The organism is Caulobacter sp. GW822-FHT01G02 (assembly GCF_058802865.1).
Genome location: NZ_JBXAON010000007.1, coordinates 342466 through 368265, shown reverse-complemented (window position 1 = coordinate 368265; position 25800 = coordinate 342466). Strand labels below are relative to the sequence as shown.

The 25800-nt window shown below is 69.0% G+C and carries 25 protein-coding genes and 1 pseudogene; 9 read left to right on the top strand and 17 right to left on the bottom strand.

The features are described from left to right. Window positions 1-131 precede the first annotated feature (131 nt). Window positions 132-2156, bottom strand: coding sequence for a phytase (locus AC1RNC_RS21415; protein ID WP_492888261.1), 2025 nt, complete (start codon window positions 2154-2156; stop codon window positions 132-134). A gap of 113 nt (window positions 2157-2269) precedes the next feature. After that, window positions 2270-3751, bottom strand: a complete 1482-nt coding sequence (locus AC1RNC_RS21410; protein WP_492888260.1) for a CYTH and CHAD domain-containing protein — start codon at window positions 3749-3751, stop codon at window positions 2270-2272. Between the two features lie 99 nt (window positions 3752-3850). Between AC1RNC_RS21410 and bioB the strand changes: the two genes are divergently transcribed. After that, window positions 3851-4894, top strand: coding sequence for a biotin synthase BioB (gene bioB, locus AC1RNC_RS21405; RefSeq protein WP_492888259.1), 1044 nt, complete (start codon window positions 3851-3853; stop codon window positions 4892-4894). Window positions 4895-4908: 14 nt separating this feature from the next. Here the strand turns inward: bioB and AC1RNC_RS21400 are convergent, their stop codons facing one another. From AC1RNC_RS21400 to chvI, 6 genes are all read right to left on the bottom strand, one after another. Then, on the bottom strand, window positions 4909-5064 hold the full coding sequence (locus AC1RNC_RS21400; protein ID WP_492888258.1) for a hypothetical protein: 156 nt from the start codon (window positions 5062-5064) through the stop codon (window positions 4909-4911). Between the two features lie 2159 nt (window positions 5065-7223). Next, window positions 7224-7493, bottom strand: coding sequence for an HPr family phosphocarrier protein (locus tag AC1RNC_RS21395; protein WP_492888257.1), 270 nt, complete (start codon window positions 7491-7493; stop codon window positions 7224-7226). A gap of 3 nt (window positions 7494-7496) precedes the next feature. Then, the gene (locus AC1RNC_RS21390) at window positions 7497-7904 is read right to left on the bottom strand and encodes a PTS sugar transporter subunit IIA (protein ID WP_125154933.1); all 408 of its coding nucleotides are present in this window, start codon (window positions 7902-7904) and stop codon (window positions 7497-7499) included. Window positions 7905-7979: 75 nt separating this feature from the next. Next, on the bottom strand, window positions 7980-8411 hold the full coding sequence (locus AC1RNC_RS21385; protein ID WP_492888271.1) for an HPr kinase/phosphorylase: 432 nt from the start codon (window positions 8409-8411) through the stop codon (window positions 7980-7982). A 35-nt stretch (window positions 8412-8446) separates the two neighbouring features. Next, window positions 8447-10063: a two-component sensor histidine kinase ChvG gene (gene chvG, locus AC1RNC_RS21380; protein WP_492888256.1), complete on the bottom strand. Its 1617-nt coding sequence runs from the start codon at window positions 10061-10063 to the stop codon at window positions 8447-8449. Beyond that, the gene (gene chvI, locus AC1RNC_RS21375) at window positions 10038-10757 is read right to left on the bottom strand and encodes a two-component response regulator ChvI (protein WP_047412158.1); all 720 of its coding nucleotides are present in this window, start codon (window positions 10755-10757) and stop codon (window positions 10038-10040) included. Before chvI ends, chvG begins: the two co-directional genes overlap by 26 nt. Before the next feature lie 221 nt (window positions 10758-10978). Here chvI and AC1RNC_RS21370 point away from each other — a divergent pair, with 221 nt between their 5' ends. Continuing rightward, complete coding sequence (locus AC1RNC_RS21370; protein WP_492888255.1) at window positions 10979-12679, top strand: hypothetical protein; 1701 nt, start codon at window positions 10979-10981, stop codon at window positions 12677-12679. Window positions 12680-12707: 28 nt separating this feature from the next. Here AC1RNC_RS21370 and AC1RNC_RS21365 read toward each other — a convergent pair whose 3' ends face one another. The 3 genes from AC1RNC_RS21365 to pseB all read right to left on the bottom strand — a co-directional run bounded on the left by AC1RNC_RS21365 (window position 12708) and on the right by pseB (window position 16254). Then, entirely contained in the window at window positions 12708-13808 is a 1101-nt protein-coding gene (locus AC1RNC_RS21365; protein WP_492888254.1) for a DUF5694 domain-containing protein, read from the bottom strand. Window positions 13809-14044: 236 nt separating this feature from the next. Beyond that, complete coding sequence (pseC, locus tag AC1RNC_RS21360; RefSeq protein ID WP_492888253.1) at window positions 14045-15217, bottom strand: UDP-4-amino-4,6-dideoxy-N-acetyl-beta-L-altrosamine transaminase; 1173 nt, start codon at window positions 15215-15217, stop codon at window positions 14045-14047. Next, window positions 15214-16254, bottom strand: a complete 1041-nt coding sequence (pseB, locus tag AC1RNC_RS21355) for a UDP-N-acetylglucosamine 4,6-dehydratase (inverting) (protein ID WP_492888252.1) — start codon at window positions 16252-16254, stop codon at window positions 15214-15216. The genes pseC and pseB overlap by 4 nt, the downstream gene beginning before the upstream one ends. 132 nt (window positions 16255-16386) lie before the next feature. Between pseB and AC1RNC_RS21350 the strand changes: the two genes are divergently transcribed. Then, window positions 16387-16806, top strand: a complete 420-nt coding sequence (locus tag AC1RNC_RS21350; protein ID WP_492888251.1) for a hypothetical protein — start codon at window positions 16387-16389, stop codon at window positions 16804-16806. On the opposite strand, the gene tadA is transcribed toward AC1RNC_RS21350, so the two are convergent. After that, on the bottom strand, window positions 16803-17300 hold the full coding sequence (tadA, locus tag AC1RNC_RS21345; RefSeq protein WP_492888250.1) for a tRNA adenosine(34) deaminase TadA: 498 nt from the start codon (window positions 17298-17300) through the stop codon (window positions 16803-16805). The two genes, AC1RNC_RS21350 and tadA, sit on opposite strands and share 4 nt — an antisense overlap. A gap of 58 nt (window positions 17301-17358) precedes the next feature. Between tadA and AC1RNC_RS21340 the strand changes: the two genes are divergently transcribed. Next, the gene (locus AC1RNC_RS21340) at window positions 17359-18618 is read left to right on the top strand and encodes a pseudouridine synthase (RefSeq protein ID WP_492888249.1); all 1260 of its coding nucleotides are present in this window, start codon (window positions 17359-17361) and stop codon (window positions 18616-18618) included. A 6-nt stretch (window positions 18619-18624) separates the two neighbouring features. Continuing rightward, window positions 18625-18717 (top strand): annotated as a pseudogene (locus AC1RNC_RS21335) (hypothetical protein); the annotation flags it as partial. A 9-nt stretch (window positions 18718-18726) separates the two neighbouring features. On the opposite strand, the gene AC1RNC_RS21330 reads toward AC1RNC_RS21335, so the two are convergent. Next, on the bottom strand, window positions 18727-19692 hold the full coding sequence (locus tag AC1RNC_RS21330) for a CPBP family intramembrane glutamic endopeptidase (RefSeq protein ID WP_492888248.1): 966 nt from the start codon (window positions 19690-19692) through the stop codon (window positions 18727-18729). Window positions 19693-19835: 143 nt separating this feature from the next. Here AC1RNC_RS21330 and AC1RNC_RS21325 point away from each other — a divergent pair, with 143 nt between their 5' ends. Together AC1RNC_RS21325 and rsmD are read left to right on the top strand one after the other, a co-directional pair. Continuing rightward, complete coding sequence (locus tag AC1RNC_RS21325) at window positions 19836-20456, top strand: TMEM175 family protein (RefSeq protein ID WP_492888247.1); 621 nt, start codon at window positions 19836-19838, stop codon at window positions 20454-20456. After that, window positions 20456-21019, top strand: a complete 564-nt coding sequence (gene rsmD / locus AC1RNC_RS21320; protein ID WP_492888246.1) for a 16S rRNA (guanine(966)-N(2))-methyltransferase RsmD — start codon at window positions 20456-20458, stop codon at window positions 21017-21019. The genes AC1RNC_RS21325 and rsmD overlap by 1 nt, the downstream gene beginning before the upstream one ends. 76 nt (window positions 21020-21095) lie before the next feature. Here the strand turns inward: rsmD and AC1RNC_RS21315 are convergent, their stop codons facing one another. The 4 genes from AC1RNC_RS21315 to AC1RNC_RS21300 form a co-directional block, all read right to left on the bottom strand. Then, window positions 21096-21371 (bottom strand): YjhX family toxin, encoded by a 276-nt coding sequence (locus tag AC1RNC_RS21315; protein WP_492888245.1) that lies wholly within the window; start codon window positions 21369-21371, stop codon window positions 21096-21098. Window positions 21372-21614: 243 nt separating this feature from the next. After that, on the bottom strand, window positions 21615-23696 hold the full coding sequence (locus AC1RNC_RS21310) for an AsmA family protein (RefSeq protein ID WP_492888244.1): 2082 nt from the start codon (window positions 23694-23696) through the stop codon (window positions 21615-21617). 74 nt (window positions 23697-23770) lie between these two features. Next, complete coding sequence (locus AC1RNC_RS21305; RefSeq protein ID WP_492888243.1) at window positions 23771-23875, bottom strand: hypothetical protein; 105 nt, start codon at window positions 23873-23875, stop codon at window positions 23771-23773. 76 nt (window positions 23876-23951) lie between these two features. Next, the gene (locus tag AC1RNC_RS21300; RefSeq protein WP_492888242.1) at window positions 23952-24539 is read right to left on the bottom strand and encodes a hypothetical protein; all 588 of its coding nucleotides are present in this window, start codon (window positions 24537-24539) and stop codon (window positions 23952-23954) included. A gap of 145 nt (window positions 24540-24684) precedes the next feature. Between AC1RNC_RS21300 and AC1RNC_RS21295 the strand changes: the two genes are divergently transcribed. Continuing rightward, window positions 24685-25326: an HAD-IA family hydrolase gene (locus AC1RNC_RS21295; protein ID WP_492888241.1), complete on the top strand. Its 642-nt coding sequence runs from the start codon at window positions 24685-24687 to the stop codon at window positions 25324-25326. Between the two features lie 61 nt (window positions 25327-25387). Beyond that, a complete protein-coding gene (locus AC1RNC_RS21290) occupies window positions 25388-25669 on the top strand; it encodes a 4a-hydroxytetrahydrobiopterin dehydratase (RefSeq protein WP_492888240.1) in 282 nt (93 codons plus the stop codon). Window positions 25670-25800: the final 131 nt, after the last annotated feature.

Genomic DNA, 25800 nt, shown 5'->3' with positions numbered 1-25800 from the left:
GGGGTGGAGCAGCCCGGTAGCTCGTCAGGCTCATAACCTGAAGGTCACAGGTTCAAATCCTGTCCCCGCACCCAAGGGTCTTTCGTGAAACAGCCGCCTTCGGGCGGCTTTTTTCGTTTCTGGGCGCCGTCTCACTCAAGTTTCAGCTTCGCCGCGATCGCCGACCATGGCGTGAGCTTGAAGTTCTGGTGCTCGGGGGGCGAGATGTTGCGGCCGTCCTGGGCGACGAAGGCGCCGGTCTCCAGGCCCGCGCCGAGCGAGGCGCTGGTCACATCCAGGCCGTCGGTCTCCGAGATGCCGTCGACGCCGTTGTCGCCATTGGCGGTCACCGCGAAGCTGCCGACATAGGCGTTGTCGCCCTCGCGGCGGAATACGGCGTAGCTGTTATTGCCCTGGCTGGAGACGACCAGATAACCTTTGCCGCCGGCCTGGGCGTAGAGGCCGACGCCTTCGAGGTCGTCCTTCAAGGCCGGGTTGTCGGCCACCCTGATGACGGCTTTCCGGGTCTGGCCGGCCTTGGCGTCGGCGCCCAGCTTCCAGAGGGCGACGTCTTCCTCGGCGACGTAGAGCGCCCCGGTCTCGTCGTCGGTGACGCAGCCTTCGGTCTGGGTGGCGAACCTGAGGTCGCGCACGGCCTGTGCGGCGACCTTGCCGGCTGGGGTGGCGGTCAGCTTCCACTGGCGCACCAGGCCGTCGGGATCGCTGATGAAGACGAAGGTCCCGCCTCTGCGGTCGCGATACATGCACAGGCCATAGGGATCCGAGAGACCGGTGGCCTGGACGCCGTCGGCGACGCTGGTCAGCAGTCGGGTCTCGGGATCGATCGTGTAGAGCGCGATGGCCTTGTGGGTCCGGTCGCTGGCCGCGACCAGGGTCACGGTCTTGCCGCCCAACTTGAAGCCGCCGCGCAGGTCGACATTGTTCATCTTGCCGTCGGCCAGATATTGCAGCCGCTTGCCCGACAGGTCGTAGACCAGCAGGCCGCCCTTCTTGTCGGTGGCGATGATGGCGCTTCGGGACGGATCGGTCGGGTGGACCCAGATGGCCGGATCGTCGGCGGCGTCGCCGTCGTGGCCGACCGGCTCGGTCTCCATGGTCGCCTGGACGAGCACGGTCTTGCTGGGTTCGACCGTCGGCGCATCCTGGCCGAGCGACAGGTTCAGCGCCGAGGCGATGTCCCGCCACGACAGGATCTTGCTGTTGGCGCCGGCGTTGCGGTCGTCGGCGATCAGCAGGGCGCCGGCCGGCAGGCCGGCGCCGACGGGCGCGCGAACGCCGAACAGGCCCGAAGGCCCCTCGATCGCCGCCGTCCCGTTCGCCTGGACCTTGAAGGCTCCGAGGAAGCGGTCGCCCGCGCTCCGGTCATAGACATTGTAATCGCCGGCGTCGGCATTGGCGGCGACCAGATAGTCAGCGCCCTTGCCGCCGTTGATCACCGCCAGGCCGCCGACCTCGCCGGCGATATGGCCCAGGCGATTGATGTCGACGATGACCGGAACCGGCTCGGCCTCGGGATCGGCCTCGTAGCGCCAGACGCCGACGGCCTTCTGGGCGACATAGAGCGCGCCGCTGGCGTCATCAGCGACACAGTACTTGGCTTCCGACGACAGGCGCAGGGTGCGGACGACGCGACCGTCGACCCTGCCGTCGGCGGTAGGGTAGAGCAGCCACTGATCAAGCTGCCCTTCGCGACCCATGGTGAATGCGTAGAGCGCGCCGTCGCGGACGCTGCGATGCAGACAGAGGCCTTCGCCCGAGTAGCCCAGCAGCAGCGGGCGGGCGTCGATCGCCGTGGTCTCGCCGCTGGCGTGATCGCGGCCGAACAGCCGCAAGCGGCCGGCCTGACGGTCCAGCACGGCCAGCAGAGCGCGCGCGCCATCGTCGCGGGTGTCGACCGCATAGACCTCGCCGCCCGGGATGGCCGCGATGCGCTGGCCGTCCAGGCCGTAGAACTCGAGCCCGCCCAGCTTGGCCGAGGCGGCGATCACGCTGCGCGTCGGATCCTTCGGGTCGCGCAGCAGCGCCACGGCGTTGGCGCCGCCCTGGGCGGTTGGAACCGTGGCGCCGATGACGCCGACGCCAGGAGAGGTCTGAGCCAGGGCCGGCGCCGCGGTCATCAGGGCCAGCAGGCTGGCGGCGAGTCTCAGACGGTTCATGGCTCGGGCCCCTCGTGCTCGGCGGCCTGTCCCCCCGACCCCCGTTTCGTCCGCATACCGCGCGTCGATGACAGCCGCGTGAGACGGGGAGCAAGATTTCCGCCGATTTCGCCTCACCAGAACCGCTTGGCCTCCCGAAGCGTCTTCAGCGCCTCGCGGGCCGCGTCCACGAGGTCGTCCTCGTCGTCGGCGAGGGCAACGCGCGCGACGGCGCGGGCCTGGTCGGCGTCGCCCTGAGTGGCCGTCTCGACCAGGGTCTTGCGGACGTTGCGATCGTTGAGCGCGCCCAAGGTGTCCTGCACCGCCCGCGCGGCCTCCAGGAACCGCTCGACCCGATGGGGATGGTGCGGGAACAGCGGAGCGAGATCCTCGGCCGCGTAGCGCAGGGTCTTGCCCTTCAACCGCAGGCGATGCCGCGCCTTAGCGTCGAGGTCGTCGAAATGCTTGGCGCGGGTTCTGACCTGCTTGAAGCGATGATCCAGCACCCGCGCGGCGAAGGCGTCGGCGCGGCCGTCGCGCACCTCAGCCAGGTCCGGATCGCGCGTCCAGGCGCCGGTCTCGAGCCAGGCCGCGGCCTCCAGCAGCACCTCGCGCGCCCGGGCGCTGGCCACCGCCGCCTCCATGCGCAGATAGGCGCTGGCGCGGGCGGCGTTCAGCGCGCGTTCGAAGTCGTCGCGACCGGCGAAGCTGGCGCGGCGGCCGCCTTCGTCCCAGACGTCGCCGATGAAGACGTCGAGGTCGCGCGCCGTGTCGAACTCGGCCGCCAGCCAGTGCAGGCCTTCGTCGAGCCTCTGGGCGGCGGCGTCCTGGGCCAGCGGCTTGAAGATCTTCAGCAGCGCCCGCAGCCGCCGGGTGGCGACGCGGGCTTGGTGCACGCCCTCCGGCTCCGGCCGCTCGCGCAGCGATTCCAGCGCCGAACAGAGATGGGCCAGATCCGCGTGGCCCAAGGCCTGCAGCGTCTCGCCGACGGTGGCGTGGTGGTCCAGCGCCGCGGCCTGCCGACGAGGCAAACCGCCCTCGTCGCCGGCGGCCAGGCCGTAGCCGCGCTCGGCCTTGCTGACCAACGACAGCCGCAAGGGCGCGTGGCGGGCGACCTCGCGCGCCAGGTCGAACAAGGCGCTGGCCGGGCCGCTCTTCAATTCCAATTCCAGCTCGCAGACCGGGGCCTGACGACCGCCGGCGAGGAGCTCGCCCTGGTCGAGGGCCGCCTCGATCACCGCGCCGCCCACCTCGACCAGCCGTACGGTGCGCTGGACGCGGGTGGTGAACACCGGCGCCAGGGTCTGGCCGACCAGCATGGCCGCGGCCGGGGTGCGGGACAGGGCGTCGGGGTCGGGATCGGGGCCGGCGATCCTCTCTTCCCATTCGCCGCGCGAGAACACGCCGCCGGCCGAGGCCGATTTCAGGGTCTGCTTGCGGCCGCCGTCGCCATCGCGCACCCGCAGGCCGAAGCCCGCCTTGCGCAGCGCATGGCCGGGGGTGTCGAAATAGGTGGCGTCCAGCTGGCGCACCTCGCTCTCGCCCTTCAACTGGGCCAGGGCCTCCAGCGCCGCCTCGGGTGGGATCAGGAATTTCAGTTCGATCTCGCGATCCATGACCTGACCAACTCCCGCGCGGCCCTTCGGCTCCCCTAGCGCTATGCCGCCTCGCCGACGTCTTGCCAAGCGTCATGGAGCGGTTCAAACCTGCGCGCCATGAGTAAGATCAACGCTTCGCCCGTCTCACCTGTGGCTCGCCACGACTGGACCCTCGCCGAGGTGGAGGCGCTGTTCGAACGGCCCTTCATGGAGCTGGTGTTCGACGCCGCGAGCGTGCACCGCGCGCATTTCGATCCCTCCGAGATGCAGCTGTCGCAGCTGCTGTCGGTCAAGACCGGCGGCTGCGCCGAGAACTGCGGCTATTGCAGCCAGTCGGCCCACTTCAAGACCGGGCTCAAGGCCGAGAAGCTGATGGCCGCCGACGACGTGGTGGCCAAGGCTCGCGCCGCCCGCGACGGCGGCGCCCAGCGCTTCTGCATGGGCGCGGCCTGGCGCGAGCTGAAGGATCGGGATCTGCCCAAGCTGACCGAAATGATCGGCGAGGTGAAGGCGCTGGGCCTGGAGACCTGCGCCACCCTGGGCATGCTGACCGCCGACCAGGCCAAGGCCCTGAAGGACGCGGGCCTCGACTACTACAACCATAACCTCGACACCGGTCCGGACTACTACAAGGACGTCGTCACCACGCGCACCTATCAGGAGCGCCTCGACACCCTGGCCCATGTCCGCGACGCCGGCATGAGCACCTGCTGCGGCGGCATCGTCGGCATGGGCGAGCAGCGCCGCGACCGCGCCGGCCTGCTGCACCAGCTGGCCACCCTGCCGGCTCATCCCGACAGCCTGCCGATCAACGGCCTGGTGCCGGTCAGCGGCACGCCGCTCGGCGACAAGGTGCTGGCTGAGGGCAAGACCATCGACGCCATCGAGTTCGTCCGCACCATCGCCGTCGCCCGCATCGTCTGCCCGAAATCCATGGTCCGCCTGTCGGCCGGTCGCGAGGGCATGAGCCGCGAACTGCAGGCTCTGTGCTTCCTGGCCGGCGCCAACTCGATCTTCGTCGGCGGCAAGCTGCTGACCACGCCGCTGCCGGGCCAGGACGAGGACAGCCAGCTGTTCCAGGACCTGGACCTGCGGCCGATGGGCGGCGCGGTGCGGGTCGAGGCGCATCACCACGATCACGAGATCGTCGCGGCGGAGTAGGGCGCGCCGGCACGCTAGGGCATAGGGTTCAGCAGGATATCGCGGCGCTGGGCCTCGATCTCACGCCGAACCTCGGCCGCGTCGGCCAGGTACTGAGCCAGAATGTGGGGCGGATAGTCTTGCATCATCGCGCGCAGGTCGCGCTCGGCCTCGTCCATGATCGTCAGCATCTGTCGAAAAAGGCCAGCAATCGCTCGTCGCCCTTCACCAGGCGACGCTTGCGGTGGCGGCCCTTGCCGAACATGCGCTCGTGACGGGCGCGGATCAGGGATTGGGTCATCGGGTCTCTCCTGTTTGACGGCGCGGAGCCGACCCCCTCCACCGGCTTCGCCGGTCCCCCTCCCCCAACAGGGGGAGGAGAGAAGGGGACGTGGTTCCCTCTCCGCCCCGCTTGGGGGCGGACAGACCTGCGTGAGCAGGTCAGGTGGGGGCCTGTGCTGAGCCGGCGCGGCTTGGCGGCTTCACGCGGCCGAGCCGCTGAAGGCATGTGGGGAGGCGACGGAGCGGCCGGGCGAACCCGGAGACCGTGAGATTTGTTGTGTTTCGGCTCGCTTGACCGCTCCGCCAGGCTGTTCTTGCCCGTGAGGATGGGGGGCGTGAGCGTCTTTCAGCTCGGGACCCCACTAGCCCCCGGACGGGCGCGGACCAAGTCGATCGGCTACATCCGTCTCGACCCCGACGATCCACGATAGGCGGCTTGTACGATCACCGCCCTGTCGCTCCGCTGATGGTTTTGATCCCGGACGATCCCATCACCCGCGTGCGCTCCTAAAGAGTAAGCGACGTGGCGTGATGGCTCCGCCGGGAACCGCCAGCGGCCCCGCTCAACCTATCCCCGCCGCCGTCTTGGGCCGGATCCAAACGCCCTCCCCCGCGACGGGGACGCATTGAGTATCGCGGCGGATTCAACGCGGATCATTCAGGGGCGCGTAAAAACGACAAGCGATTGATTTCGTGGGGTTCGGCGCCGCGAACGCCGAGGATAGAGGCCCCTCAATCCCCACAAACAACCGTCATTCCCGCCCTTGTGGCGGGAACCCCTCTGTCCGCTGCAAGGGCGGCGGTGTGGCGGGCCAGCCCGCCAAGGCGTCTCACGTGTCAGCTGAACCAGGGGTTCCCGCCACAAGGGCGGGAATGACGGTGGATGTTTTTAGGATCGGTGAGAAAGCCCTTCCGCCCCGGAAGAGCGCCCCCCCTACATCTCACGGCGAGACGATCGCAGGGCTGTCCAGGTCACTCAAGGCCGACGCTCCGCGTCGCCGCGCGCGGTCGCCGGAGGCGAGCCTTGACTGACCTGATCAGCCCTGCACGCTGCAGCCTCCAAGAGATCTAAGGATCGCCCCGACCAAGGTCGGCTTTCGACCGATTGTGTTGAAAAAGTCCGCCGGGCTTAGCGGACGAGGCGTATCTGTGCGTGAACGCTCACGCCGCAGATTGAACCGTTCAGAAAACTGGATCGACCGGCATTATTCGTGCTGAAAATGAGCCTGTGAAATCGTGGGATCGACTTTTCAACACAATCGACCCTTAGCTGACGCCATAGTGGTCCGCTTCGGGACGGGAAGCCCCGAGCCGCAGTTAGTGCCCGCGAATGGCCGCCCGCGACTCATCGCGGTTTAGGGCTGCAGTTCATCAGCCTCGCCCGCCCGATTACAGTTTAGGCCCGCCGTCTCTGACGACGGGCCCGGCGGACGAATTCAGTCGCAAGTGCCGAACACAGAGTCCTCGGAATAGCCGGACCGCTGTCCGAACGACCTCACAGTCCCGTCGCAATAGTAGCGATCCCATCCCACTTCTACTCGCTCCCCAGTCGAGGGAGAATGCTCCGGTGACGCCTCATATAGATACTCATAGTAGATCGTCTCCCGGTAAAAACGGGGAAGCGCGGTCGAAACCGCGGGGATAGAGGAAATGGCCAGAGCGACTATCAGCGAGGCTCGAACGAAGCGCTTCATACGTAGTCTCCTCAACGGGCGGAAGTGCCCCGCCTGAAAATCACCATAGGTTGTGCGCTTTTGCAAATGCGGGGTTGATCTCTTGCGGTTAAGTCGCTTGCGCTGGCGGCCTACGCGCGATCGAGTGTTTCCGAGCTAGGCCGCCACGCCGGCGGCGGCTTTCCACCGAGGCTTTGTGAAAACACCCGCGCTGAAAATTTTGCGGGCATTTTCTTTCGCCTATGGATGAGTTTCCATCCGATCTCGAAAGGCTCAACCCGTTTGGGCTAAACAGCAGAATATTTTCTACTGAGAAATGCCGCTCCGACGTTTTTACACAGCCTCCACCCTTAGCGGTCATCCCGAACGCCCGCCTCACGGCAGGCCCCGCGCCCCTACCGCTCCTCGTCGAACCGGTTCGCCACCAGTTCGCACAACGCTTCCACCGCCGGCCCGGCCTCGGGGCCTTCCGCGCTGATGTCGATGGTCGAGCCGATGCCGGCGGCCAGCATCATCAGGCCCATGATGGACCGGGCGTCGACGGACGCGCCGTCGCGGCTGACGGTCACCTCGGCGTCGAAGCCGGACGCCATCTTCACGAACTTGGCCGAGGCGCGGGCGTGCAGGCCGCGCTCATTGACGATCTCGACCGTTCTTGACGTCATTCCCTACTTTTCCCCCGCGAGCACGTAGGAGGCCACGGAGATGTACTTGCGTCCAGCCTCTTGGGCGTGGGCGACGCAGGCTTGCAGGGTCTCGCGCTGGCGCACGCTGGCCAGCTTGATCAGCATGGGCAGGTTCAGGCCGGCGATGACCTCGGCCTTGGTCTGCTCCATGACCGAGATGGCCAGGTTGCTGGGCGTGCCGCCGAACATGTCGGTCAGCAGGATGACGCCGTCGCCGTCGGTGTCGACCTCGGCGCAGGCCTTCAGAATGTCGGAACGGCGGCGTTCCATGTCGTCTTCGGGGCCGATGCAGATCGCCTTCACGGCGGCCTGCGGCCCGACCACATGCTCCATGGCGGAGATGAACTCTTCCGCCAGACGCCCGTGCGTCACGATCACGAGCCCGATCATGCCTTGTATCTCAACAGGGATCCCCATTCCCGTGGCGACCGGGAGAGCGTCGCGCGGGCGGCCTTGATACGCTCGTTAGGAGGCGACTCCAAGAGACTGCATCATGCGTCTTATTTTCGCCGGGGCGGCGGGTTCTCGCGGCCACAGGTCGAAAACGGGAACGGAAACGCCCATGATCGTCTCGGCGCGCGGATCGGGCAGGCGCTCGACGGCGGCGGGGTCGGCGACGCAGCGGATGACCAGCGCCACTTCGCAGAAGGGCAGGGCGCCGGCGTCGAACACGCCCAGGCCCCGCACCTCGATCAGGCCCGCCAGGGTTTCCGGCGCCTTGCCGTACAGGCGCCCGTCGGCGGTGAAGACCACGACCCGGTCGTCGGCGACCAGCCGGAAGCCGGCGTCGAGGGCGCGCAAGGCCAGGTCGCTCTTGCCGGCGCCCGACGGGCCCTCGATCAGGGCGCCCCGCCACAGGCCGCCCTGGCGCCGGGCGATCAGGCCGGCGTGACGGATCTCGGACGGCGCGCCTGGCTGGGTCTCCGGCCGAATCACTCCCGGACTTCCGGCAGCTCGACCACGAAGCGGGCGCCGATCACGGCCCCGGCTTCGTCCTTGCGGTTCTCGGCGTGGATCTGGCCGCCGTGCGCCTCGACGATCTGACGGGCGATCGACAGGCCCAGGCCCGAATTGCCGCCGAACGCCCGGCCCTTGGGGCGCGAGGTGTAGAAGCGCTCGAAGATGGTCTCCAGATTGTCGGGCGGCATGCCGGGGCCGTCGTCGTCGACGATCACGGCCACGGTCGACTTGCCGCGCGGCCGGATCAGGGAGATCCGCACCTCGCCGTCGTCCGGGCTGAACGAGCGGGCGTTGTCGATCAGGTTGCGGAACACCTGGCCGATCGGCGTCTCGCGGGCCAGCACCAGGATCGGGCGGGAGAGGTCGGCCTCGAACCGCACCCGCACGCTGCCCGGCGCCGGGCCGGCGCGCAGCTGGGTCTCGTACAGGCTGGCGACCTCGGCCAGCAGCTTGGACAGGTCGATCGCCTTGGGATGCTCGCGCGACAGCTCCGCGTCCAGGCGCGAGGCGTTGGAGATGTCCGTGACCAGGCGGTCCAGGCGGTTGACGTCATTCTGCAGGATGGCCAGCAGCCGGGCCCGGGCGGCGGGGTCGGTGACCAGGTCCAGGGTCTCGATGGCCGAGCGGATCGAGGTCAGGGGGTTCTTGATCTCGTGGGCCACGTCGGCGGCGAAGCGCTCGATGGCGTCCATACGCTCGGACAGCGAGTGGGTCATGTCCTCCAGCGAGCGCGACAGGTCGCCCAGCTCGTCGCGGCGCTCGGACAGGTCGGGCAGGGAGATGGCGCGCGCGCCTTGCAGGCGCACATGGTCGGCGGCCCGGGCCAGGCGCAGCACCGGCACGGCGATCAGGCGGTGCAGCATCACGCTGGACATCACGATCGCGACCATGGCCACGATGATGAACGGCAGCAGGGCCTTGCGCTCGGCCGAGATGATCTCGTCGACGTCGCCGGCCTCCAGGGTCAGGACCCCCAGCACGGCGCGGACATGCTGGATCGGGATCGACACCGACACCACCCGCTCGCCGTCCTCGGCCACGCGGGTTCCGGCCACCGGCCGGCCCTTCATGGCCTGGGTGATCTCGTTGGCCAGCGCCTTGCGGGCCTTCTCCGCGCGGGCCTGGGCGGCGGGGGTCAGGTGCGGCGGCGCGTCCTTGTCGCCCGGCTTGCGAGCGGGCGGCAGCACCTTCCAGTCGACGCGGTCGGCGACCACGAACGAGTCGGCCAGCGTCTTGCCGTGGGCGTCGAACAGCCGGGCCCGCTGGTTGCGCGGGATGAACAGCACCTGCAGCAGCTGGCTGGCGACATAGGGGTCGAGCGCCGGCTCGGGTTCGCCGACCGTGGCGGTCTGGTCGATGACGTTGGCGATCAGCTCGCCCTGGGTGGTCAGGCTGTCGATGCGGGCGGCGATCAGGCCGCTGCGCAGTTCGTTCAGCACCAGGGCCCCGACGACCACGATCGCCAGGGCCAGCACGTTCAGGACGATGATCAGCCGGCCGAGCCTGGACCCGCGCGGCCAGACGAAGCGTCGCCTGGCCTTGGGGGCCTCGAGGCTCTCGGCCTCAGGACTCGCGGTAACGGTAGCCAACGCCGTACAGGGTCTCGATGGAGTCGAACTCGGGATCGACCTGACGGAACTTCTTGCGCATGCGCTTGATGTGGCTGTCGATCGTGCGGTCGTCGACATAGACCTGATCGTCGTAGGCGGCGTCCATCAGGTTGTCGCGGCTCTTCACGAAGCCCGGGCGCTGGGCCAGGGCCTGCAGCAGCAGGAACTCGGTGACGGTCAGGCGCACCGGCCGTCCGTCCCACAGGCTGTCGTGGCGGGCCGGGTCGAGGGTCAGCTTGCCGCGCTTCATGACCTTGGAGCCCGCCGCCGCGGCGGCCGAGCCGGCCATCGGCGCCAGGTCCTCGTCGTCCGGACGCGCGCGGCGCAGCACGGCCTTGACCCGCTCCAGCAGCAGGCGCTGGCTGAACGGCTTGTGCATGTAGTCGTCGGCGCCGAGGTTGAAGCCGAGGATCTCGTCGATCTCGTCATCCTTCGAGGTCAGCATGATCACCGGGATCTCGGACGTCTGGCGCAGGCGCCGCAGCACCTCCATGCCGTCCATGCGCGGCATCTTGACGTCGAGAATGACAAGATCGGGCGGGCTGGCCTCGACGGCCTCGAGACCCGAGGCTCCGTCGTAATAGGCCTTCACCGCGTGACCGTGGCTTTCCAGGGCCAGCGAGACCGAGGCGACGATGTTCTCGTCGTCGTCAATGAGCGTAATGGCGGCCATCTGGTCGTTCTTGTCCTTAGCCTTATCTTGCGTCGGCCGATCCTATCGGTCGAACGTCCTGGCTTCAACGCGTGGCGCGGTAAAGCTTTCCCTGCTTCTTCCTGGCCTTTGCGGCTCCAGAAAGGCGCGATTGCGGCGCTGGCGGCCGGCGGGCGCGGGTTCCCTCAACCTCACCTTAAGGTCTGAAAGCCCATGGTGAGGCCTCCTGAAGCGGGGCGGGCATGAGCCAAGTCCATTACGAGTTGTTTGTCCGGCGGAAAGTCGGGGCCCAGTGGACGCTGGAGATCGCCTCGGAGAACCGTGCGCACGCGCTGCAGGTCGCCGAGGACGTGCTGGTCCAGAACCGCGCCGTCGCCGTGCGCGTCAGCAAGGAAACGCTCGACGAGGCCACCGGCGAATACAAGTCGATCGCCATCTTCACCAAGGGGCTGGTCGACGGCGGCAAGCCCAAGAAGGAGGTCGAGGACCGCGACCCCCTCTGCGTGCAGCCGGCCGACCTCTACACCGCCCACGCCCGCGACCGCATCGGCCGCCTGCTGGAAGGCTGGCTGGCCCGGCACAAGGCCACGCCGTTCGAACTGCTGCACCGACCCGATCTCGTCGAGAAGCTCGAGGCGTCCGGCACCGACCTGCAGCACGCGCTGCAGAAGATCGCCATTCCGGAAGCCGAGGCGCGCGGCCAGTCCGTGCACGAGGTCATCCGCCACTTCCAGGGCCTGGTCGAGCGCACCGTCGCCAACCTGATGAAGGCCTTCAAGAAGGGGGCCCTGCCGGACCTCGACAAGGAAGGCTTCGCCAGGGCCGCCGAGCGCCTGGTCGCCGACCCGGACCGCGCCTTCCTGCTGGGGGCCGGCGTCGCCGCCTCGATCGCCCCGGCCGTCAGTTGGTCGGCCAAGATCGCCCGTCTGCTGGACCTGGCCGACGCCGCCCCGGAGGAGCCGCGCGCCCGCTTCGCGGCCCTGCAGGCCATCGAGCAGCCGCTGGCCGAGATCATCGGCTCGCGCGCCGGCATGGCCGACCTGCTGGACACCACCAACGAGGATCTGGGCGTCACCCTGGCGGCCATGACCCGGCTGACCGGCGGCGTCGCCGTCGAGGCCCTGATCAAGATCGAAGCCAGCGTCCGCGGCTGCATGCCCGAGCTGTCGGGCACGGCCCGGCGCCTGGGCGAATGGCTGGCCGGCGACAACTTCCCCTCGGTGCGCAAGGCCATCGCCGAACGCGTTCTGACCGAGCTGAACGGCGTTCGCCGCCTCAAGCCCACGGACGCCGAGGCCGAGATCGAATATCTGCGCGCCCTGGCCATGAGCCTGACGGCCGCCGCTGGCCGTATCCTCCAGGCCGAGGACATCCAGAACGCCTTCACGACCCGCTCCAAGACCCTGCTGAACGGCGACTTCATCGAGGCGCTGCTGGGTCGCGACCGCTCGGCCTATGAAGAGATCAAGATGCTGATCCGCCTGGCCGAGAACGTCATGGGCGCGGTCAATAAGCGCAACGCCGCCCGCTGGCTGAACGCCAATATCAGCGCCATGCGCTTCGAGAAGGAACTGCGCGCGGGGCCGGACTCGCCGGTCGCCAAGCTCGGCAACCTGGCCGGCCTCCAGCGCCAGCTGGTCCGCTCGGGCCTGGTGCGCGAGGACTTCGAGCCGCTGTGCGTCAAGCTGGGCGAGATCGGCGCGCTGATCGAGGCCGACTCGCGCCTGCTGACCATGCTGGTCCGCGCCCCCGCGCCGCTGCCGCACCGTCTGCAGCTGCTGGCCAAGCTGGCTCTCGGCGAGGCCGGTCCCACCGGCCCGGTCGCCGACAAGGCCCGGGTCGAGGCTCTGAAACTGGCCCGCGATCCGACCTCGCGCGAACAGCTCCAGGGCTCGCCGCAGACCATGGATCTGCTGAAGACCCTGCTGGGGCAGGCGGCTTAGGGGGCGCTTGCCACCGGAGCTAGCCGCCTCACCGTAGCACCGCGTCCGCGCTGACCAGCCGGACGTCGTGCATCTGGTTCAGATAGGCCTCGTAGTAACCCTTGTGCGACGCGCCGACGATGGCGAGCATCCGCATGCCCGGGTGCTGGCCCAGTACGTCGCGGATGTTGCCGACCATGCGCAGGTTGCGGGTCTCCCAGTAGCCGAGATACCGCCGGCCGAAGCCCTGGGGCGAGGGTTCGACGAACGCCGCGCCGAAGTCGCCCCTGAAGGCCATCAGCTGGGCGTTGGCGCTGTTGTAGGCCCGGTAGAGGTTCAGCACGCCGTCCGGCTTGTCGAGGTCGGCCTCCAGGCGCTGGCTTTCGGCCCGGCGGGCGTGGCTGACAGGGTTGTCCCAGGCCGCCCGGATCGCGGTCTCGAAGGCCTTGGATTCGGCCGGGTCGGGACTGTCGGGCGTGTCGGCCGAGTGGTCGTCGACGCTCCACACGCGCTCATGGCCCAGGCGCGCGGCCACCACCGCGGCGATCAGGGTGGACTCGTTGCGGCGGACCTTGAAGGACTCCAGATAGGCGGCCAACTCGTCGTTCAGGCCGTCGCCGGCCCGGCGCTCGGCCTCCGGCAACCGCAGCCACTGCACCAGGGCCGAGTTGCGTTCGCCCGCCGCCATGAACACCGCCGCCAGATGTCGGCGCTGAGCGGCGGTGGGCTGAGCCGGCCAGGCGGCCAGCAGGCGCTCGGCCTCGGCGTTGGCGGCGGGCGCGTCGAGGCCGACGGCCTGGCCCGCCTTGGTCGGATCGTAGCAATAGCTCTTCACCGTCTCGGCGTAGCGGGCTGGGTAGCGGCGCAGGGCGTCGCACTGCAGGCCCGACAGGTCCTCGGTGGCGATGCCGGTGGGCTTCCAGGCCGTCAGGCGGTCCACCAGCGGCGCCAGCAGCGCCATGTCGAAGGTCTTGGGCAGGCCCGACAGGTGCGCCGTGCCCAGCACCAGCACCTCGTTGGCCTTGCCGGCGGGCGGGCCCTTCAGCGTTTCGGGATGGAAGGTGGGCTTATAGTCCTGCGCCTGGGCGGCGCCGGCGATGACCGCCAACGCCCCAACGCCGGCGACGAGAACACGAACGGTGCGAAACATGGAGGCCCCTCGGATAGCTACTCAAGCTTAGGGGCCCGGAGGAGGGCGAACGGAGGCGCCTGTCTTTTATTTAATGATCGCCTCTCCGGTCACCCAGGTGAGCGGGGACACCTAAATCTTGTCATTCCGGCCGAAGCGAAGCGTAGAGCCGGGACCCAGGGGCGGCCGGCGCTGAGGCCACGCACTCCGTAGGTCCCGGACAGCGCCTAAGGCGCTTCCGGGATGACAAGCGAGGGTTACCCCAGGATCCCCGCCAGCGCGTCCACGACCCGCTCGACATCGCCGTCGGTCATGGTCGGATAGAGCGGCAGGGTCAGGCAGCGCGCGTACCAGGCGTCGGCCCCGGGCAGGTCGGCCAGGCCCTGGCGGTTCACGTAATAGGGCTGACGGTGCACCGGGATGTAGTGGACCTGCGTGCCGATGCCGCCGGCCTTCAGGCTGTCGACGACCGTGCGGCGCGACAGGCCCTCGGCCTCGAAGTCGATCAGCACGGTCAGCAGGTGAAGGGCCGGGTTCGAATGGGCTGGGCTCGCGGCCAGACGCACGCGCGGGACGCGTTCGGCCAGCCGCTTGGCGTAGAGCGCGGTCAGTTCGCGCCGCCGGGCCACGAAGCGGTCCAGCTTGTTCAGCTGCGACAGGCCAAGCGCGCACAGCACGTCCGGGATGCGGTAGTTGAAGCCCAGCTCCGGCATTTCGTACCACCAGGGATCGCCGCCGGGCTCGCGGACCATGCCGTGCGAGCGCAGCAGCCGGACCTTGGCCGCCAGGGCCGCGTCGTTGGTGGTCAGCATGCCGCCCTCGCCGGTGGCGAGCGTCTTGACCGGATGGAACGAGAAGCTGGCGAAGCTGGAAAAGGCGCAGTCGCCGACCGGGTGGGCGGTTCCGCCGAAGGTTCCGACCGAACCCAGGGCGTGGGGCGCGTCCTCGACCAGCACCGCGCCGGAGGCGCTGGCCATGGCCTTCAGGGCCGGCAGATCGCAGACGTCGCCGCGCAGATGGACGGGCAGCACCGCCTTGACCCGCTTGCCAGGCGCGCCGTTCAGGGCCCCCCCACTCAGGGCTTTGGCCAGGGTGTCCGGGGTCATCAGGCCGCTGTCGGGATCGACATCGGCGAACACCACCTCGGCTCCGACGTAGCGGGCGCAGTTGGCGGTGGCGAGAAAGGTGATCGACGGCGCCACGCAGACATCGCCCTCGCCGACGCCCAGGGCCATCATCGCCAGATGCAGGGTGGCCGTGCCGTTGGAGACGGCGATGGCGTGCTCGGCCCCGACCTTTTTCGCGAAGGCGGTCTCGAAGGCCTCGACCGTCGGGCCGGTGGTCAGGAAGTCGCCGCGGAGGGCCTGCGCGACGGCCGCGACGTCGTCGTCTTCGATCGTCTGCCGGCCGTAGGGGAGGAAGCCGCTCATCGCGCGGCCTTCTCCTCCAGCATGGCCAGCAGGCCCTGGGGCGTCAGCCAGTCCTGGTTGTTGTCGCTGCTGTATGAGAACTCCTCGGCCACGCGCCGGGCGCCGTCGGCTTCCGAATAGGGCGTGCGGCCGAACTCGGCGAAGTTGGGCTCGATGGCGTAGCGATCCTCGAACTCGACGGTGGCGCGGGCGTCGTCGGCGCTGATCATGATCTCGTGCAGCTTTTCGCCGGGACGGATGCCGACCACCTTCATGCCGGCGTCCGGCGACATGGCCTTGACCAGGTCGGGCATGGCCATGGACGGGATCTTCGGCACGAAGATCTCGCCGCCGCGCATCATGGTCAGGGACGACAGCACGAAGTCGACGCCCTCGTTCAGGGTGATCCAGAAGCGGGTCATGCGCGGGTCGGTGACCGGCAGTTCGGTCGCGCCTTGGCTCAGCAGGCGGCGATACAGCGGCACGACGCTGCCGCGCGACCCCACCACGTTTCCATAGCGAACAACCGCGAAGCGGGTGCCGATATCGCCCGACAGGTTGTTGGCGGCCACGAAGGTCTTGTCCGAGGCTAGCTTGGTCGCGCCATAGAGGTTGGTCGGGTTGCAGGCCTTGTCGGTCGACAGGGCTACGACCTGTTTGACGGCGTTGTTCAGGCTGGCCCAGACCACGTTCTCGGCGCCCATGATGTTGGTGTGGATGCACTCGGACGGATTGTATTCGGCCGCCGGCACCTGCTTCAGGGCCGCGGCGTGGATGACGATGTCGACGCCGCGCAGGGCCAGGGTCAGGCGCTCGCGGTCACGCACGTCGCCGAGGAAGAAGCGCAGCTTGCCGTAGGTGGCCTCGTCGAACTGCTCGCGCATTTCGAGCTGCATGTCGCTCTGCTTCAATTCGTCGCGGGAATAGATGATCACCTTTCGCGGCGCGTAGCGACGCAGGACGGTCTCGATGAAGCGCCGGCCGAACGAGCCGGTGCCGCCGGTGACCAGGATCACCTTGCCGTCCAGATCGAGGGATTTGGGGGAAAAACGGCCCAAGGACTGCCTCCTGCGACGTTCGTCCGCCCTAGAGGCGCCCAGAGCGGGCGTGGCGACGAATCGTGGTTAACGCCCCTGTGTGCGCTCGCAGGCGTAAAGAGGACGTCAACCCCGGTGCGGTAGCAAGGCGACATGCGCCGAAACCGCCTCCTTCCGATCGCCCTGATCGCCGCCCTCGCCGGCGGCTCCCTGGCCGCGCCGACGGTCGCCTTCGCCAGCGCTCATGGCAAGGAAGAGAAGAAGGCGCCGCCGACCTACTTCGCCCTGGATCCGATCAACGCGGTGGTCCTGCGCCGTGACGGCCGCCGGGGCGTGATGACCGTCGAGGCCGGCATCGAGGCCAAGGATCCCAAGCTGATGGAGCGCGCCCAGGCCTCGACGCCGCGCCTGCGGGCGGCCTTCGCCCAGGTGCTGATGGTCTATGCCGCCGGCCTGCGCGGCGGCGTCCCGCCGGACCTCGACTATGTGGCGCGCGAGCTGCAGAAGGCCTGCGACCAGGTGGTTGGCAAGCCCGGCGCCAAGGTCCTGCTGGGCTCGACCCTGCTCAGCTAGCCTTTGGTTTTTCTGCGGGCGCGGAAGAACCCCCGCAGCAACTCGGCGCTCTCTTCGGCCAAAACACCGCCCGTCACCTCCGGCCGCCAGTGGCAGGTGGGTTGAGCGAAGAACTTCGGGCCATGGACCACGGCGCCGCCCTTGGGATCCTCGGCTCCGAACACCACCCGGCCGATCCGCGCGTGGCTGATCGCGCCGGCGCACATGGCGCAGGGCTCCAGGGTGACGACCAGGGTCAGGTCGGTCAGGCGGTAGTTCTCCAGCCTGGCGGCGGCGGCCCGCATCGCCGCGATCTCGGCGTGGGCCGTGGGGTCGTGGGCGGCGATCGGGCCATTGCCGGCCGTGGCGATGACCTCGCCGGTCCTCGGATCCAGGATCACCGCGCCGACCGGCGTCTCGCCGGCCTCGGCCGCCGCGCGGGCGGCGTCGAGGGCCAGGCGCATCATGCGGCGGTCTTGCTCCAAGTCTTGATCGTCGGGGAGATCGGTGTGCATTACCTGAACCTGAAACAGCCCATCGAGAGATGCGCCCAGCCCGAGAAGGACGCCGAAAATGACCAAGCCACACGATCCCCTGTACGAGCCTGAACTCGACGGTCAAGACGGTGAGCTCGACGGCGGTCCTGGCGAACGCGTCGCCAAGGCCCTGGCGCGGGCCGGCGTGGCCTCGCGGCGCGAGGTCGAGCGGCTGATCGAGGCGGGGCGCGTGGCGATCAACGGCAAGGTGCTGACCACGCCCGCGGTCAAGGTCCAGCCCGGCGACTTCCTGACCGTCGACGGCCAGCTGGTGGCCGAGCGCGAGCCGACGCGGATCTTCCGCTACCACAAGCCCACCGGGCTGATGACCACCCACAACGACCCCAAGGGCCGGCCGACGGTGTTCCAGTCGCTGCCCAAGGAACTGCCGCGCCTGATCTCGGTCGGCCGCCTGGACCTGAACTCCGAAGGCCTGCTGCTGCTGACCAATGACGGCGAGCTGTCGCGCGCCCTGGAGACGCCCAGCAACGCCTGGGTCCGCCGCTATCGCGCCCGGGCCTTCGGCGACACGACCCAGGCCAAGCTGGACACGCTGAAGGACGGCATTACCGTCGAGGGCGTCAAGTACGGCTCGATCGAGGCCAAGATCGACAAGGCCCACGACAAGGCCGGCGGCGGCAAGAACATCTGGATCACGGTCAGCCTGTCGGAAGGCAAGAACCGCGAGGTCCGCAAGGTGCTGGAAGCCCTGGGCCTGAAGGTCAACCGCCTGATCCGCATGTCCTACGGCCCGTTCGCCCTGGGTCCGCTGGAGGCCGGCCAGATCGAGGAGGTCGGCCCTCGGGTGATCCGCGAGCTGATGGAAGGCATTGTCTCCGAAGAGAACATGCCGACGGGCGATCGTCCGAAGTTCAACGGTATCGCCAGCGCCGTGAAGGCTCCCGGCACGCCGGGCGGCGGCGACCTGCAGCGCCGGGGCGTTCCGCGCGCCGACCGGGCGGTGGTTCTCGACGCGCCGCAAAAGTCCGAGAAGCCGGTTTACAAAGCCGGCTGGGCCAAGCCGAAGAAGAAGGTCTCGCCCCACGCCCCGGCCAAGGGGGCCAGCAAGGGCATCGCCGCGCCCAAGGCCAAGCGCGCGCCCAAGTCGATGGAGAGCAAGTTCATCGACATCGGCAAACCCGCCGCGCGCGGCAAGCCGGCGGCCAAGTCGCCGGGCAAGCCGGTGGACGGCGCGGCGCGTCGTGTGTCGGAGAAGCCAGGCAGGGCGGCGCCGCGTCCGGGAGCGGCCAAGCCCTCGCGCGGTCCCGCCCCGCGCGGTGGTCCGCCTAAGCGCTGAGGAGCCGAGACCCTCGTCCTTCGACAAGCTCAGGATGAGGGTCTCTAGACCGACGTCGGCATTCGTCCTCACCCTGAGCTTGTCGAAGGGCGGGGACGCGGTTCGACGCTAAGCCGCCGCCGGGCTCGAGCCGCCGGTCCAGCGGCGCAGGGCCGGCCAGCGCACCGACAGCTCGGCCACGCCGATGAAGCCGGCCAGCACCACCAGGGCGCTGGCGATCAGGCCGGCCTTGAACTCGTGCGGCGAGTCCGGACGGGTGGTCATCGGCCGGATCAGCAGCAGGATCACGGCGTTGTTGGCCGCGTGGGCTCCGATGCCCAGCTCGATGCCGCCCAGGCGCAACGCCATCCAGGTCAGGCCCGCGCCCATGGCCGCGCGGACCAGGAAGGCGTCGATGTTCGGGTCGAAGTGGATGGCCGCGAACAGCAGGCCGTTCAGCGCCATCAGCACGATCGGGTCGCGGACATAGGCCGCGCTCTGCTTCAGCAGCCAGCCGCGGAACACCAGCTCCTCGGCGGCCGAGGCCAGGATCAGCAGGGCGATGGCTATAGTCGCGTAGAGCGTGCGGCCCACCAGGTTCGGCGAGACCTTCCACAGCGGCGGATCCAGCGACTCGCCCAGGGCGGCGGCGACGCCGGTGACGGCGATCATCACCCCCCCGACCAGGACGAGCCCGCCCAGCAGCAGGCGCCAGCGCACGGGCTGGCCGCGATTGATGTAGTCGGTGATGCGGCGGTGGTGGATGGCGCCGGCCGCGAACACGAAGCCGACCGCCGCGCCCAGGTTCACGCCGGCCAGCACGGCCAGGAAGAACAACGACTGCCGCGCCGTCGGCTCGGTCAGGTTCGGATCGGAAAAGACGCTGAACAGGTCGCCGGCGGCCGGCGCGCCGTCCAGGCCGCTGACCACCAGCAGGCTGATCAGGGTGGCGCTGGTCGCGCCCAGCAGGCCCGCCACGGCGCCGGCCAGCATGCCGACCGGCACGGCGAAGACCGTCCGCCACGGGTCGCGGTCATAGGGCGACAGGTCGGCCAGAAAGCGCGAACGCTTCACCGCCTCCATCAGCTCGCCCATGCGCATCGTCCGCTCGCCTCTCGCCACGCGTTGCTGGCTTCCGGGCCGACTAAGAGGGAAGGGGCGCGATCTTGTAAAGCGGGTGCTTGCCGCAGCGCGCGCGGGACGGCACACATCGGGTTACGGGTTGTAAGGGGGCAGGCATGAGTGACGGCGTTTCGGGCAAAGGCGACACGGGCGCGGGGCATCTGCATCGGCTGGTGCTGTTTTCGGACGCCGTCTTCGCGATCGCCATCACCTTGCTGGCCATCGAGATCCATCCGCCCGAGCACTGGCGCGGCGTGGCGGACCTGTTCCATCAGATGGGCCACAAGCTGACCGCCTACGCCGTCAGCTTCGCGGTGGTGGGGGTCTGCTGGTTCAGCCATCGCCGGGTGTTCGCCCGCCTGGTTCGGGCCGATGGCGGCCTGGATGTGTTCAACTTCGTGGTGCTGGGCCTGATCGCCCTGCTGCCCCTGAGCACGGAGCTGCTGTGGGAGGGCGGCGGACAGGTCGTGCTCGTCTATGTCGGCCACGTGGCGGTGATCGGCCTGGCCATGGGTCTGGTCTGGGCCTACGCGGCCTTCGTCGGCAAGCTGACCGAGCCGATGCCCGTGGGCGAGGCCCTGTTCGTGCTGTTGCGCGTGACGCTGCTGCCCGGCCTGATGTGCGGGCTGACGATCTTCAGCCTGGTCAAGCCGTGGGGTTGGGCCCTGCTGGCCGGGCTGATGCTGGGCCTGAACTGGATCGGCCGCCGGCTGGGCGCCGCGCCGAAGGCCGCCTGATGCGCATCGTCTCGGGCCAGTATCGTGGCAAGGCCATCGTCGCGCCGCCGGGCGAGGCCACCCGTCCGACCTCCGACCGCGCCCGCCAGGCGGTGTTCAACATCCTGGAGCACGCCGCCTGGGCGCCGGAGCTGAACGGCGCGCGGGTCATCGACGTGTTCGCCGGCTCGGGCGCGCTGGGGCTGGAGGCTTTGTCGCGCGGGGCCGGCTTCTGCCTGTTCGTCGAGACGGACGACGCCGCGCGCGGCGCGATCCGCGAGAACATCGACGCCATGCACCTGTTTGGCGTCACCCGCGTCCACCGCCGCGACGCGACCGACCTGGGACCCCGCCCGGCCAGCGCCGGAGCGCCGTTCGACATCGCCTTCCTCGACCCGCCCTACGCCAAGGGCCTGGGCGAGAAGGCCGTCGCGGAGCTTCGCGCCCACGGCTGGCTGGCCCCCGGCGCGATCCTGATGTTCGAGCGCGGTCGGGGCGAGATCGACCCGGTTCTGGAAGGCTTCGAGCAGATCGACGCGCGCGACTACGGCGCCGCGCGCGTGCTGTTTTACAAGCTGCTTTAGACCCCTAACGCTCCAAATCTTGTCATCCCGGACAGCGCTACGCGCTTCCGGGATGACAAGTTGAGGAGGGTCTAGCTCACCACGCCTTCGCCCCCACCCGGTTGTCGAGCTGCGCCCGCAGATGGCCCAGCCCCAGCCGGGTGATCCGGTACGGCCCGCCGTCCTGGCTGGCGATCAGCCGCTTGCGCTTCAGCGACTGGAAGACGCCGACCGTGCAGTCGGTCAGCGCCCAGCCGTCGCGGGTGATGCAAGGCGCCGAGATGATCTTACCCTTCTCGTCGCGTTCGAGTTCGATCCGGCCGCCCTGGGCCAGCGCGTGCAGCGTCCTTTGCTGCGGTTTGGAGATGTTCAAGGGATTGTCCGAGAGATCGAGGCATACGATCGCGCATCCGGCCAGCGGATACGCGGGCGGATAGCGGGCCTAGCGACTTTCGAACCGAGGTCCGGAGCCTGTTAGGCCCGCGCCTCGCGCACAATCTCGGACATGAACCACACAAGAGAGGTTGGTGACGGGAAGATGGGGCAAGAGCCAGCGAAGCTCAAGGTCGGCTCTTCGGCTGGACGTTCGGAACATCCGCGCGAGCCCAAGCGACCGCTACTTCTTGACCTTCGCCGCCGTCGTCTGCCCGACCTTCACCGGCGCGCCCTGCTGGCGGGCCTCGGAAACCAGGCCGGCGCAGTCGGCGTCCTTGGTCTCGCCGGCGGTGACGAAGGGCAGCAATGCGGCCAGCGGGTTGATCAGCGAACCCAGGGCCGCGGCGACGCCGCCCTGGCCCACCGTCTTGCTGACGTCGAGGCCGGTCTTGGGCGCCATGATCGGGCCCTTGATGGTGATCGGGATGAACAGGCGCACCAGGCGCGGCTTCTTGCTGTCGCCCTCGATGCGGAAGTCCATGCGCTCGGTGGCGAGGTTCACCGTGCCGCGGCCCTTGGCCAGCACCACGCCAGTGTCGGCGACCAAGGTGGTGGTGGTCATGACGCCGTTCCGGACGTCGAAGTCGGCGACGGCGCAGCGCACCGGCGTCTCCTTGTCGCTCTTGGACAGCAGCAGGAGCAGGCCCTTGGAGGCGTTGACGCCCAGCAGCTCGGCGAAGGCCTGGCGGATCTGGCCGCGCGGGGCGACCAGGGTGACCGAGCCGTCGGCCGTGGAGGCGGCGCGGTGGACGCTGTTGCCCGTGCCGGTCAGCTTGGCGCGGGCCATGACCGCGCCCTCGATGGCCGGCCTGCCCTGGCTCTTGATCGGGATGAAGTCCTCAATGCGGCCGTTCAGCAGGCGCACGTCGATGTCGGTCCTCGGCGTGGCCGGGCGGGCGTCCAGGCGCACGGTTCCCTTCAGGTCGCCGCGCGAGAAGGTCAGGGCCAGCGGGTCGACGGTCAGCACGCCTTTCTCCAGGACCACCTCCGCGCTGACCTTGCGCAGCGGCAGATTGGGCGCGTTCACGGTCTCGGCGCGGTAGCTGACCTTGGCGTCCATGGCGCGGATACGTTCGACCTGCAGGGTGGCGTCGGGCAGCAGGCGCTGGGTGGCGTCACGTTGCGCGGCCTCGACCTTCTGGCCGGCCGAGGCGGTCTCGCCGCGACCGGTGGCCGGAGCGGCGCCGAACAGGCTGCCCAGGTCGTCGAAATCCAGCCGGCGCGAGCGCAGGTCGGCTTCCAGATAGGGCCGCTCGCGACCCGTCAGCACGAAGAGGTCGCCACGGATGTCGCTGTCGCCCACGCGGCCCGACAGCTTTTCGAAGTCGTAGCGGTCGCCCCTGCGGACCAGATGGCCCGAGACCTTGTAGGGCGGGGTGTTGGGCAGGGTCAGGCCGGTCAGGTCGTGCAGGCGGTTCAGGTCCGCGCCGGAGACGGTGAGCTGGGTCTCGAAGCGGCCCAGATCGAACGGCTTGATGACCTTGCCCTGCGCCGTGACGCGGGTCGAGCCGGCGCGGATGTCGGCGTCGAACGGGTAGGGACGGCTGGGCGAGATGTTCAGCAGCGGGCCGCCGGTGACCTGGGCGACGAAGGCGGACCGGTTCAGGCTGCCCTTGCCCTCCAGCACGAAGCGGCCGCCCCTGTCGCCGGCGCGTTCCTGGGCGTTGACCGTGCCGACGAACAGCGCGCCGCGCTGGCGGTCGTCGACCCGCAGCCGGCCCTCGTTGATCACGAAGCGCTGGACGGCGGGCAGCTTCAGCGGCTTGTCGCTCTTCCTCGCGCCGAAGGTCCAGTTGGCCCGGCCGTCCTTGTCGCGCAGCAGGCGCACGTCGGCCTTGTCGATGGCCAGGAACGGCAGGATGACCTGGCCGCGCAGCAGCGGCAGGATCTTGATCTGCACCGCGATGCGCTCGACCTGGGCCATCTGGCCGGCCTGTGGATCGACGGACCTGGCCCAGGCCGGCTGGCCGATCCGCACGCCAAAAGCCTCGGCCTTGGGCGCGAACGACCAGGGGTGGACGCGCAGGTCGCCGGTGATCGCCACCTCGCGCTGCAGCTGGGCCGAGGCGTAGCGGCCGATCGGGCCGCGCAGCCAGTTCCAGTCGAAGATCACGAGAAAGATCACGATCGCCGCGACCAGGGTCAGGGCCGCGCCGATGCCGATCCGGGCGCGCCGCGACAGGCCTCGGAACGGGTTCCGGGGCGGCTTGGGCGCGGGCGTGACGTCGGCCGTGGACAGGATCGTGGCTCCGATTGAACCCACACAACGCGTGAGCCGGGCGATCCTGTTCCAATTTGAAGCGAAACGACCTTCAGGCCGGTTCCGGGATCAGCCCGTCAGTAGACGAGACCGATCCGGCTGACGACCACCCCCGCGATGATGAAGATGGCGATGGCCACGAGTTCATAGGCCTTGAAAAACGGCCGGCTTGGCGTGCGCATGATGAATAGTTCCCCCGTCCCATTTTGGTGCAACTCGACGCTTCCGGCGCAAGGGCGGCGCCACCCACTTTGGGGTTTAAGGCGCCTTTCCGGGCCAGATCAGGTAACCGGCCTCGTCGCGCCCGGCGGCGACGTAACCGGGGTAGGGAGAGCCGTAGCCATACAGCGGCGGATAGTTCTCGCCCTGGCCCCCACGGCCATAGGCGTAACCGCCGCTGTATGAGCTGCTCTCGTACGCGTACTGTGATCGCGAATTGCGACTATCGTACCGGCGCTCGCCGTAGCGATCACCGGCATGGGCGTAGCCGCCCGGATAGCCACGGTCCGCGCAACCGCCGCAGCCGCCACAGTCGGTCGTGTACCCGCCCTGATACCCGTAGGCGGGCGCGCCCTGCGTCTGGACGTCGAGGCGACCGCCGCCATAGCCGTGACCGTAGCCGCCGCCATAGGCGCTGTCGCACTCGATACGATCCCAGCGATAGGCCCCGCCCGGACCGGTGACCCGGCGCGAGAAGCACTGGCCGGGCGCGGCGTTGGGCGGCAGGATCTCCGGACCCGGCGGGCCGCCGACGCCGCCAGGGCTCGAACCGGCCAGCGCGGGCGCGGCCGTCAGGACGGCGGCCGTGGCGAGGGCGATCGTGGTCAGGCGGCGAAAGGCGATCATGGGCGACTCCGGACGAGGGTTAACAAAACATTTCCAGCGCGGTCGCGAGCGTCCTTTCACCCGTCGCGCGAGCGTGGCCGTGGCGGCTTCCCCTCACGCCGCGAGACGGGTAGCGTTGCATCAAACATCTGTTTGAGGGGCGGCCATGGCGATCGAGGCGGTGATCTGGGATTTCGGCGGGGTGTTCACCACCTCGCCGTTCGAGGCCTTCCGCCGCTACGAGACCGAGCGCGGCCTGCCCGCGGACTTCATCCGCACGGTCAACGCCACCGACCCCGACGTGAACGCCTGGGCCCGTTTCGAGCGGGCCGAGATCGACGCGACGGCCTTCGACGGCCTGTTCCTGGAGGAGGCGACGCGCCTGGGCCATGCGGTGCGCGGGGCCGAGGTGCTGCCGCTGCTCTACGGCGACCTACGGCCTCGGGTGCTGGAGGCGCTGAAGGCCTGCAAGGCGCGGTTCAAGGTCGGCTGCATCACCAACAACGTCCCCACCGGCCATGGACCCGGCATGGCCCAGAGCGCCGAAAAGGCCCTGGCGGTCGGCGAGATCATGGCCCTGTTCGACGCGGTGATCGAAAGCTCCAAGGCCGGGGTGCGCAAGCCGGATCCGCGCATCTACCAGATGATGTGCGAGCGGCTGGGCGTCGCGCCGGACAGGTGCGTCTATCTCGACGACCTGGGGATCAACTGCAAGCCGGCGGCGACCCTGGGCATGACGGCGATCAAGGTGTCGGGCGAGGCTCAGTTGTTGGACGACCTTGCCCAAGCGACCGGTTTGGCGTTCTGAGAGGGAAACCCCAGAAGCCCGTGGCCCACGGGCTTCTCTTCATCGTCGGAAGAGAAATCCCATGTCCCGTCCCAAGATCGGCGCAGACGCCGCGCTCGCCCAGCTTTCCGGCTGGAGCGCGGCTTCCGGCAAGGACGCGATCACCAAGACCTTCAAGTTCGCGGACTTCAATCAAGCCTTCGGTTTCATGACCCGCGTGGCGCTAATGGCCGACAAGCTCGACCATCACCCGGAATGGTTCAACGTCTACAACCGCGTCGAGGTGCTGCTGACGACGCACGACGCGGATGGTGTGACGGACCTGGACGTGACGCTGGCGAAGTTCATGGACAGCGCCGCCTAGGAGTCTCCTCCCCTTCTGGGGGAGGTGGATTCGCGCGAATACGCGCGGAGACGGAGGGGGTCTGCGTAGGCGAGACCGAGCTGTCCCCCTTCCCAAAGAGGGGGAGGAGAGATTTCGGCTTCCCCTGTTCT